Annotated in this window: 11 protein-coding genes; 10 read left to right on the top strand and 1 reads right to left on the bottom strand. The window is 70.4% G+C overall.

The window, feature by feature from the left end; translation table 11 throughout:
* A partial coding sequence (gene cobT / locus B128_RS12365; RefSeq protein WP_040683610.1) for a nicotinate-nucleotide--dimethylbenzimidazole phosphoribosyltransferase occupies nucleotides 1–885 on the bottom strand: 885 nt, incomplete at its 3' end.
* Nucleotides 886–905: 20 nt separating this feature from the next.
* On the opposite strand from cobT, the gene B128_RS0109560 reads away from it, so the two are divergent.
* The 10 genes from B128_RS0109560 (at nucleotide 906) to B128_RS0109515 (ending at nucleotide 9,108) form a co-directional block, all read left to right on the top strand.
* Nucleotides 906–1,418: a histidine phosphatase family protein gene (locus B128_RS0109560; protein WP_018112050.1), complete on the top strand. Its 513-nt coding sequence runs from the start codon at nucleotides 906–908 to the stop codon at nucleotides 1,416–1,418.
* Nucleotides 1,415–2,260 carry an adenosylcobinamide-phosphate synthase CbiB gene (gene cbiB, locus B128_RS0109555; RefSeq protein ID WP_018112049.1) on the top strand — a complete coding sequence of 282 codons (846 nt, stop codon included), beginning with the start codon at nucleotides 1,415–1,417 and terminating at the stop codon, nucleotides 2,258–2,260. The genes B128_RS0109560 and cbiB overlap by 4 nt, the downstream gene beginning before the upstream one ends.
* A 57-nt stretch (nucleotides 2,261–2,317) precedes the next feature.
* Nucleotides 2,318–3,310 (top strand): pyridoxal phosphate-dependent aminotransferase, encoded by a 993-nt coding sequence (locus B128_RS0109550; protein ID WP_018112048.1) that lies wholly within the window; start codon nucleotides 2,318–2,320, stop codon nucleotides 3,308–3,310.
* A gap of 4 nt (nucleotides 3,311–3,314) precedes the next feature.
* A complete protein-coding gene (locus B128_RS0109545) occupies nucleotides 3,315–3,644 on the top strand; it encodes a nucleotidyltransferase domain-containing protein (protein ID WP_018112047.1) in 330 nt (109 codons plus the stop codon).
* The gene (locus tag B128_RS0109540) at nucleotides 3,619–4,002 is read left to right on the top strand and encodes a HEPN domain-containing protein (RefSeq protein ID WP_018112046.1); all 384 of its coding nucleotides are present in this window, start codon (nucleotides 3,619–3,621) and stop codon (nucleotides 4,000–4,002) included. The genes B128_RS0109545 and B128_RS0109540 overlap by 26 nt, the downstream gene beginning before the upstream one ends.
* Entirely contained in the window at nucleotides 3,992–5,902 is a 1,911-nt protein-coding gene (locus B128_RS0109535) for a cobyric acid synthase (RefSeq protein WP_018112045.1), read from the top strand. The genes B128_RS0109540 and B128_RS0109535 overlap by 11 nt, the downstream gene beginning before the upstream one ends.
* A gap of 78 nt (nucleotides 5,903–5,980) precedes the next feature.
* Entirely contained in the window at nucleotides 5,981–7,141 is a 1,161-nt protein-coding gene (locus B128_RS0109530; RefSeq protein ID WP_018112044.1) for an acyl-CoA dehydrogenase family protein, read from the top strand.
* Entirely contained in the window at nucleotides 7,138–8,118 is a 981-nt protein-coding gene (locus B128_RS0109525) for a phosphotransferase family protein (RefSeq protein ID WP_018112043.1), read from the top strand. Before B128_RS0109530 ends, B128_RS0109525 begins: the two co-directional genes overlap by 4 nt.
* A complete protein-coding gene (locus B128_RS0109520; protein ID WP_026175159.1) occupies nucleotides 8,111–8,461 on the top strand; it encodes a DUF6285 domain-containing protein in 351 nt (116 codons plus the stop codon). The genes B128_RS0109525 and B128_RS0109520 overlap by 8 nt, the downstream gene beginning before the upstream one ends.
* Nucleotides 8,458–9,108: a histidine phosphatase family protein gene (locus B128_RS0109515; RefSeq protein ID WP_018112041.1), complete on the top strand. Its 651-nt coding sequence runs from the start codon at nucleotides 8,458–8,460 to the stop codon at nucleotides 9,106–9,108. Before B128_RS0109520 ends, B128_RS0109515 begins: the two co-directional genes overlap by 4 nt.
* Nucleotides 9,109–9,248 lie beyond the last annotated feature (140 nt).

Here is a 9,248-nt window from a genome sequence, read left to right as displayed (position 1 = left end):
GGGCCAGAGGCCTAAGGCCTCGAGGACGGCCCGGTGCCCAGGCTCCCGGGAGAGGTGGCCGGCGAAGAGGTGCTCCCGCACCCCGGGCTCCAGCCTCCAGGCCAAAAGGGCTCCCGCGGAGACGGGAAAGCCGTCCAGCACCAGGGGAAGCCCCGCCCGGTACCCCTCCAGGTAGACCCCGGCGATGGCCACAAGCTCAAGCCCTCCCACCTCCGCCGCCACCCCCAGGGGGTCCAGCCCCGGCTGGAGACGGGCCAGGGCCCGGGCCACCGCCTCCCGTTTGCGCCTCAGGCCCTCTTCCCCTATCCCCGTACCCCGGCCCACCACCGCTTCCGGAGGAAGGCCCAGGAGGGCGGCGGTGAGGGCAGCGGCCGCGGTGGTGTTGCCGATGCCCATGTCCCCAGCGGCCAGCAGGGTAGCCCCCTCCTCCACGGCCTGCCGGGCCGCCTCACGGCCCGCCTCCAGGGCCCTTTCTGCCTCCTCCCGGGACATGGCGGGCTCCGCCGCCAGGTTCCCCGTGCCCTCCCGCACCTTGCGCCTCAAGAGCCTGGGGTGCTCGGGAAGCTCCCCCTTCACCCCCACGTCCAGCACCAGGACCCGGCAGTCCGCCACCAGGGCGAACTGGTTGATGGCCGCCCCACCCCGGAGGAAGTTGAGCACCATCTGCCGGGTGACCTCCTGGGGGTAGGCGGAAACCCCTTCGGCCACCACCCCGTGGTCGGCGGCGGCCACCACCACCGCCCCGGGGCCCAGCTCGGGCTTCAGCCGGCCCTGGATTCCTGCCAGCCGCAAGGCCACCTCCTCCAGGCGGCCCAGGGACCGGGGAGGCTTGGTGAGCTGCCCCATGCGCTCCTCAGCCTGGCGCAGCACCTCTTCCCGCAGCATGGGCATAGCATATAGGGCAGATGGAGCTCTGGCTGGTGCGCCACGGGGAGACCCTCTGGAACCGGGAGGGGAGGCTCTTGGGGTGGACCGACCTCCCCCTCACCCCCCTGGGGGAGGCCCAGGCCAGGGCCCTGAGGGGAAAACTCCCTCCCCTTCCCGCCTACAGCTCCGACCTAAGGCGCGCCCTGAGGACGGCGGAGCTGGCAGGCTTCCAAGCGGTGGCCACCCCGGCCCTGAGGGAGATCCACTTCGGCCTCCTGGAGGGCGCCTCCTGGGAGGGGCTGGAGCCCCTTTACAAGGAGGCCATGCTCCGGTTCCAGGGCTTTGCCCCCCCTGGGGGGGAGGCCCTCGAGGCCTTCCAGGAACGGGTATTTGGCTTCCTAGAAAGCCTGAAAACCCCCGCCGTCCTCTTCACCCACGGGGGGGTGGTGCGGGCTGCCCTCAGGGCCCTGGGGGAGGATGGGCTCATCCCCTTAGGAAGCGCCGTGGCCCTGGACTGGCCCCACAGGGTCCTGGACCACTTCCAGCCATGAGCCTCCTCCCGGCCCTCCTCCTGGACGCCCTCTTGGGCGAGCCCCCGGCCCGCTTCCACCCTGTGGTCCTCATGGGGCGGTACCTGGCCTGGGCCTGGCCCCGGGTGCGGGGGTTCTGGTCCGGGGCCCTGTACTGGACCCTGGGGGCCTGCCTCTTCACCCTTCCTGCCCTCTGGCTGGACCTTCTCCTCCGCCCCCTGGCCCTGGGATGGCTTCTCCTGGGGGTACTCCTCAAGCCCCTCTTCAGCCTGAGGATGCTCCTCTGGGAGGTGTGGGCGGTGGAACGGGCCCTCGAGGAGGACTTGCAAGGGGCCCGGCAACGCCTGAAGAACCTGGTGAGCCGGTCCACGGAGGACCTCTCCCCCGAGGAGGTGCGGGAAGCCGCCCTGGAGAGCCTGGCGGAAAACCTCTGCGACAGCGCCATCGCTCCCTTCCTCTACTACGCCCTCCTGGGCCTTCCCGGGGCCGCCCTGTACCGCTACGCCAACACCGCCGACGCCATGTGGGGGTATCCGGAGCATGGGAAGCGGGGAACCTTCGCCGCCCGGGCCGACGACCTCCTGAACTGGCTTCCCGCCCGCCTCACCGGCCTCCTCCTCTGCCCCGTGGGGCTTTGGCCAAGGCTTTTGGAGGAGGCCCGCAAGACCCCTTCCCCCAACGGCGGCTTCCCCATGGCCGCCCTGGCCCTGCGCCTGGGGGTGCGCCTGAGGAAACGGGGAGTTTACGCCCTGAACCCCGGGGCCCCCTCCCCCACCCCCAGGGAGACCGCACGGGCCCTTTGGCGCGTGGGGGGGCTGGGGTATGGTCTGGGCCTTCTGCTGACTGCCCTTGGGCGGGGGTAGCCCCTTTATGGCCCGGGCCAAGGTTTCCCCAAAAAAGCGCCCATAGGATGTGGGGAAATGATTGACGACGTGCTCAAGCCCATCCATGGAGGCCCGGACGGGGGTCCCGAGCCCCTTTACGACTTTTCCACCAACGCCAACGCCCTAGGCCCCAACCCCGTCATCCTGGCCCACCTGCGCCGCGCGGACCCCAGCCGCTACCCTGACCCCCTCTACCGCCGCCTACGCCAGGCCCTGGCCGAGGCCCACGGGGTGGCCCCGGAACAGGTGGCGGTGGGCACGGGCACCAGCGAGCTCATCCACCGCCTGGCCCGCTGGAACTACCTGCGGGGGCCCATCCTCCTCCTGCCCCCCACCTTCAGCGAGTACGCCCGGGCCGCCCGGGCCCTGGACCTGCCCCTGTGGGAAGCCCGGAACCCGGAGGAGTTCCTGCACCTACTCCCCAGGAGCTCCCTGGCCTTCCTCTGCGTACCCAACAACCCCACGGGGGAGGTCTACCCCTTCCTGGAGGAGGCCAGCCGAAGGGCAGGGGGAGCCTTGGTCCTGGACCTGGCCTACCACGACCTGATGGAAGACCCCCCACCCCTTCCCCAAAGGGCCTGGCGGCTCTACAGCCCCAACAAGGCCCACGGCCTCACCGGGGTGCGGGCCGGGTACCTGGTGGCCCCCTTAGACCTCACCCACTTTCAGCACCTGGCTCCCTCCTGGCCGGTCTCCGTCTACGGGGAGGCCCTTCTCCTAGGCCACCTGGACCCAGAGGCCAGGGCCTGGCTGGCGGAAAGCCGAAGCACCCTCCACCGCCTGCGCCGGCTTCTGGCCCAAGGGCTTAGGGGGCTTGGCCTCGAGGTGCGGGAAAGCCCGGCCAACTTCCTCCTGGTGCGGGTGGGAGAGGCCACGGCCGTGGCCCGGGCCCTGCGGGAAAGGGGGATCAGGGTACGGGACGCCACCAGCTTTGGCCTGCCCCAGTGGCTTAGGCTTTCCGCCCAGCCCGAAGAGGCCATCCAGGTCCTCATAGAGGCCCTGGAGGCGGTGCTGGCCCGGGTAGACTGAGAGGGTGGAGGCGGGGCTTCTGGCCTACCTGGAGGAGGCGGCGCGTCGGCTGAAGGGGGCTTTGGACCTCGAGGCCCTCTACCCCTTTGGCTCCCACGCCCGGGGCACCGCGGACCGCCGCTCGGACCTGGACCTCCTGGTGGTGGCCCGCACGGACCTGCCGCCTTTGGCCCGCATCGGCCTGGTGCTGGAACTCCTCCACGATGCTCCCCTGCCCGTAGAGGCCCTGGTCCTCACCCCGGAGGAGCTGGCCGAGCGCCGGGAACTGCCCTTCCTCCAGGGTGTCCTGCGGGAGGCAAGGCCCATCTATGAGCGAGGAAAAACGCCGGCTTGAGGGAAAACGCTGGCTCCTCCAGGGGGAAGGGGTCCTCCTGGAAGCGGGAAAATACGCCCAGGCGGCCTTCCTTGCCCAGCAAGCGGGAGAAAAGGCCCTGAAGGGTCTTTGGGTCACCCTGGGACTGGATCCCTGGGGGCACAGCCTGGCCCGGTTCATCCGCAAGCTACCTGGGGAGGTGGGAGCACGGCTCTTCCCCCTCCTCCCCGTGGCCCTGGCCCTGGACAAGCTCTACATCCCTACCCGTTACCCGGATGCCCTCCCCGGCCTTACCCCCAAGGAGGCCTATACCCGGGAGGAGGCAGCAGAGGCCCGGACGCTTCTGGAGGCCATCCAGGAGGTGCTCCGTGAGGGGTAAGGCCCTGGCGGTCTGGGGTACGGGGAGCGGGGTGGGGAAAAGCCTCCTTACCGCGGGCCTCCTGCGCCACTTCCGCCGGCTTGGGCTGCGGGTGGCCCCCTTCAAGGCCCAGAACATGTCCAACCACGCCCGGGTGGTGGCTGGGGGGGAGGTGGCCAGCGCCCAGTGGCTCCAGGCCCTGGCGGCGGGGGTGGAGCCTGACCCCCGCATGAACCCCATCCTGGTGAAGCCCTTCGGGGAGAGGGGGGCCCAGGTGGTGCGCCTGGGGCGGGTGGACCCCTTCCTCTCCCGGCTTCCCTGGCGCGAACGCAGGCCCCACCTGGAGGCCCCCGTGCGCCAGGCCTTGGAGAGCCTCCTGGCGGAGTACGAGCTGGTGGTGATAGAGGGGGCGGGAAGCCCGGTGGAGCGGAACCTCTGGCCCGACCTCCCCAACCTGCAGGTGGCGGAGTGGGCGGGGGCCAAGGCCATTTTGGTGGCGGACGTGGACCAGGGAGGGGCCCTGGGGGCCCTCTTCGGCACCTGGGCCCTTCTGGAAGGGCACCGGGAGCGGCTTCTGGGCTTCGTCTTCAACAAGTTCCGCGGGGACCTTGCCCTCCTCACCCCGGCCTATCCCCTTCTGGAGGCCTGGACCGGGGTGCCCGTGCTGGGAACCCTGCCCATGCTTCCCCTGGAGTTTCCCGAGGAGGACGGGTTCCGCCACCAGCCCCGGGTTGGCGAGGGGCCCAAGGTGGCCATCCTCTGCTACCCCCATGCCTCCAACCTGGACGAGTTCTGGCCACTGGCCGAGCTGGCCCGCCCCGTCTATGCCCGGACCCCCGAGGAGGCGGAGGGGGCTGAGCTCCTCATCCTCCCGGGAAGCCGGCTACCCGCCCGGGACCTCCCCTGGCTTGGGCGCTTCCTCCCCCTCCTGAGGCGGCACCTGGGGGAGGGCCGGCCGGTGCTGGCCGTGTGCGGTGGGGCGGAGATGCTGGCCCAAGGCCTCCTGGACGAGGAGGGGGTGGAGGAAAGGGGGGAGTTCCCTGGCCTAGGCCTCCTCCCCTTCCGGGTGCGCATGGAGCGGGAGAAGACGGTGCGGCGCACCCGGGTGGGGTTCGCGGGGCTTTGGGGCTTCTGGGGGCGGCTCAATGGCCTCGAGGTGGAGGGGTACGAGATCCACCACGGCCAGGGCCTGCCCCTGGTGCACCAGGAGGGAAGCCTCCTGGCCACCTGGCTCCACGGCCTCCTGGAAAACCCCGGGGTGCAAAGGGCCCTCTTCGGCCGGGAGGCCCGGGGGCTGGAAGGAGCCCTGGAGGAGCTGGCCGACGCGGTGGAGGCTCACCTGGACCTCAGGCCGGTGCACCGGAGCCTGGGCCTTGCGGGAGGCCAGGCCAGTCCCAAGCCCCTGGGCCTCCCCGACCCCTCCCCTCCCCCGGGCCTGGTCCTCCTCCTGGGAGGAGCCAGAAGCGGCAAGAGCCGCTTTGCCCAGCGCCTGGCCGGGCCCTTCGCCACCCTCATCGCCACCGCCGAGGCCAAGGACGAGGAGATGGCGGAGCGGATCGCCCGGCACCAAAGGGAGCGCCCCCCCACCTGGGAGACCCTGGAGGAGCCGGTGGACCTGGTGGGGGCCCTGCGGGCGGCCCGGCACGCCACGGTGGTGGTGGACTGCCTCACCCTCTGGGTCTCCAACCTTTTGGAGCGGGGGCTGGACCCCCTCGAGGCCGCCGAGGGGTTCCTCGAGGCCGTCCGGAAAAGCGGCAAGCGGGTGATCCTGGTCTCCAACGAGGTGGGAATGGGCATCGTCCCCGCCAATCCTTTGGCCCGCCGGTACCGGGACCTTCTGGGGGGGGTGAACGCCCGCCTGGGCGAGGAGGCGGAGGCGGTCTACCTCCTGGTGGCGGGCATACCCGTGCGGCTCCGGTAAGGCCGAGCCGCCTTGCCTGCTACGTGCTAACCTGAGGCCGTGGCCCAAACCGAGTTCGGCCCCTAGGGGAGGTGGGAAATGGACTTCCATCTGGACCGGGAGACGGAGGCGCTTAGGGAGCGGGTTCGGGCCTTCATAGAGGAGGCCGTCATCCCCCGGGAACAGGAGGCCGCCCGGCACCTGGAAGGCCTCGAGGCCCTCACCCTGGAGCTCCAGAGGGAGGCCAAGGCCCGGGGGCTTTTCCTTCCCCACATGCCCAAGGCGCTGGGGGGGCTCGGCCTCAGCTGGACCCAGCTGGCCGTCATCCTGGAGGAAGCGGGCAGAAGCCTCCTCGGCCCAAGGGCCCTGAACGCCGCAGCCCCCGATGAGGGCAACATGCACCTCCTCCACCAGGTGGCCACCCCCGAGCAGAAGCGCCGCTACCTCTACCCCCTTTTGGAAGGGGAGATCCGCAGTGCCTTTGCCATGACCGAACCCATGGGGGCGGGCGCAGACCCTTCCCTCCTCAAGGCCACCGCCCGGCGCAAGGGCAGGGGTTTCGTGCTGGAGGGGCGGAAGTGGTACACCACCGGGGCCCGGGGGGCCGCTTTCTTCATCGTTCTGGCCCGGGCCGAGGAGGGACCCACCATGTTCCTGGTGGACCGGGAGAACCCCGGCCTCAAGCTGGTGCGCACCATCCCCACCATGGACCACTGGTCCCTGGGGGGCCACGGGGAACTCCTCCTGGAAGGGTGCGAGGTGCCGGAGGAGGCGGTGCTGGGGGAGGTGGGCAGGGGGTTTGACTATGCCGAGCTTCGCCTGGACCCCGCCCGCCTCACCCACTGCATGCGCTGGCTGGGGGTGGGGGTGAGGGCCACGGAACTGGCCCAGGAGTACGCCCTGAGGCGGGACTCCTTCGGGAAAAAGCTGGCCGAGCACCAGGGGGTGCAGTTCATGATCGCCGACAGCCACATTGAGCTCCACGCGGCCCGCCTCATGGTCTGGCACGCCGCCTGGAAGCTGGACCAGGGGGAGCGCATCCGCCACGAGGCCTCCATGGCCAAGGTCTTCGTGGCCGAGGCGGTGGGCCGGGCCGTGGACCGGGCGGTGCAGATCACGGGTGGCCTGGGCATCAGCGAGGACATACCCCTTTCCATCTTCTACCGGGAGGTGCGGCCCTTCCGTATCTACGACGGGCCCAGCGAGGTGCACCGGGCCTCGGTGGGCAAGCGGGCCCTCTTTAAGGGACTGAGGCCATGAAGGAGGCCCTGGAAGCCTTCCTCAAAGCCCTCCTTGGCCCGGGGGAGGTGGTGGCCCTAAGGCGGCTCACGGGAGGGGCCTCCAAGGAGGCCTGGGCCGTGGACTACCAGGGACCGGAGGGCATGCGTCCCCTCTTCCTGCGCCGGGCTGGGGGCGGGGTGATCTACCACGGTACCCTGCCCTTGGAAAAGGAGTTCCGCCTCCTGGAGCTGGCCCACCGCCATGGGGTGCCGGTGCCCCGCCCCGTGGGCTATCTGGCCGAAGTGGAGGGGCGGGAGGCCTTCCTCATGGAACGCCTGGAAGGGGAGTCCATCGGGACCCGGGTGGTCCGGCGTCCCGAGCTGGCCCGGGCCCGGGCCACCCTGCCCCTGGCCATGGCCGAAGCCCTGGCCAGGATCCACGCCATCCCCCTGGAGGCGGTGGACTTCCTGCCTAGGCCGGGGGACCAGGAGCCCTGGCAGGCGGCCCTGGCCTCTGCCTACCAGGACCTGGACGCCTTAGAAGAGCCCCACCCCGCCCTGGAGTGGGGCCTGCGCTGGCTGGCCGACCACCCGCCCCGGCCCCTGCCCCGGGTCCTGGTCCACGGGGACTTCCGCATCGGCAACCTCCTGGTGGACCAGGGGGGCTTGGTGGCCGTGCTGGACTGGGAGTTTGCCCACATCGGGGACCCCCGGGAGGACCTGGCCTGGCCCCTGGTGCGGGCCTGGCGCTTTGGGGAAGACGGCAGGCGGCTGGGGGGTGTTGGGGAGGTGGCCCCCTTCCTGGAGCGCTACAACGCCCTCACCGGCATGGGGATCGGGGAGGAGGAGCTCTTCTGGTGGGAGGTCCTGGGCAACATCCGCTGGGGGCTTGGGGCCCTGAACCAGGCAAGGCGGCACCTGAGGGGGGAGGAGCGGAGCGTGGAGCTGGCCATCCTGGGCCGGCTGGCGGCGGAGATGGAGTACGAGATCCTTTACCTCTTGGAGCGCCATGGATAGGCCGAATTTGGCAGAGATCCTGGAGGCGGTGGCGGAGTTTCTGGAGCGGGAGGCCCTGCCCCACCTGGCAGAGCCTCGGACCCGCTTCTTGGCCCTGGTGGCCCTCAACGCCCTGGGGGTGGCCCGCCGGGAAGTCCTGGAGGGGGAAGCCCTGGTCCGGGAGGACCTCGAGGCCCTGAAGAAGCTCCTAGGAAGAGAAGGGGCGCGGGAGGAGCTTCTGGCCGAGCTTTCCCAGCGCATCCGCCAAGGAACCCCTCCTCCCGGGACCTTCCCCTTCCTCAAGGCCCATGTGCGGCGCAAACTCCTCATAGCGAACCCCAAGTACCTGGAGCGGTACCCGTGAGGAGGCGGCTCTTCCTCCTGCGCCACGGCGAGGTGGACTACTTCCCCGGGGGGCGGCCCGTGCCCCCGGAGGGGGTGGGGCTCACCGAGAGGGGCCGGGCCCAGGCCGAGGCGGTGCGCTCGCTTCTGCTGGGGGTGCCCATAGACCGGGCGGTGCACACCGGGCTACGGCGAACCCGAGAGACCGCGGAAATCGTCCTGCGGGGGAGGGAGGTGCCCTTGGAGGCCTGGCCTGAGTTCCAGGAAATCCGGCCGGGCCGGCTTAAGGACCTGGAGAATCCCGAGGAGGCCTTCCGTAGGGCCTTCCGGCCCTATAGCCTCGAGGACCGCTTCCTGGGCGGGGAGCCCTACGGGGAGTTTCTGGAGCGGGTCCTAGCCGCCTACCGGCGCCTCCTGGACGAGCCCTGGGACACCCTCCTCCTGGTGGCCCACGGCGGGGTCGTGCGAGCCATTCTCTCCTATGCCCTCCTGGGGGAAGGGCGGCTCCTGGGAGGCCTCGAGGTCCATCCCTGCGGCCTCTCCGTCCTGGACATTGGGGAGCCCACCCTGTTGCGGGTGCATAACCTCACCGCCTACGACCTCCTTCCCCAAAACCGGCGAAGCACCATGGAGGAGCTGTGGGAGGCGTGGCGTGTGGGGAGGGGTTAGTTCCTTAGCGCAGGATTTGCCTGGGGATGGTTGGGGAAGCAGGGGTCAGAGGGCATTACTTGTGTTTATTTTCACGATTAAATCTGCTTGTGCTAAAAGTCTCACCAAAAGGGCACAGTCCCCAAAGTCCGGGCGCAAAA

Origin of the sequence: Thermus igniterrae ATCC 700962 (genome assembly GCF_000376265.1) — a bacterium.
GTDB lineage: Bacteria > Deinococcota > Deinococci > Deinococcales > Thermaceae > Thermus > Thermus igniterrae.
Note: the sequence above shows the minus strand (reverse complement) of the source record. Positions and strands in the feature narration are given on the sequence as shown.

What these genes read in the sequence shown, in the direction of transcription:
- B128_RS0109560 (WP_018112050.1), top strand. Translation starts at nt 906, where the DNA reads ATGGAGCTCTGGCTGGTGCGCCACGGGGAGACCCTCTGGAACCGGGAG.
- cbiB (WP_018112049.1), top strand. Translation starts at nt 1,415, where the DNA reads ATGAGCCTCCTCCCGGCCCTCCTCCTGGACGCCCTCTTGGGCGAGCCC.
- B128_RS0109550 (WP_018112048.1), top strand. Translation starts at nt 2,318, where the DNA reads ATGATTGACGACGTGCTCAAGCCCATCCATGGAGGCCCGGACGGGGGT.
- B128_RS0109540 (WP_018112046.1), top strand. Translation starts at nt 3,619, where the DNA reads ATGAGCGAGGAAAAACGCCGGCTTGAGGGAAAACGCTGGCTCCTCCAG.
- B128_RS0109530 (WP_018112044.1), top strand. Translation starts at nt 5,981, where the DNA reads ATGGACTTCCATCTGGACCGGGAGACGGAGGCGCTTAGGGAGCGGGTT.
- B128_RS0109525 (WP_018112043.1), top strand. Translation starts at nt 7,138, where the DNA reads ATGAAGGAGGCCCTGGAAGCCTTCCTCAAAGCCCTCCTTGGCCCGGGG.
- B128_RS0109520 (WP_026175159.1), top strand. Translation starts at nt 8,111, where the DNA reads ATGGATAGGCCGAATTTGGCAGAGATCCTGGAGGCGGTGGCGGAGTTT.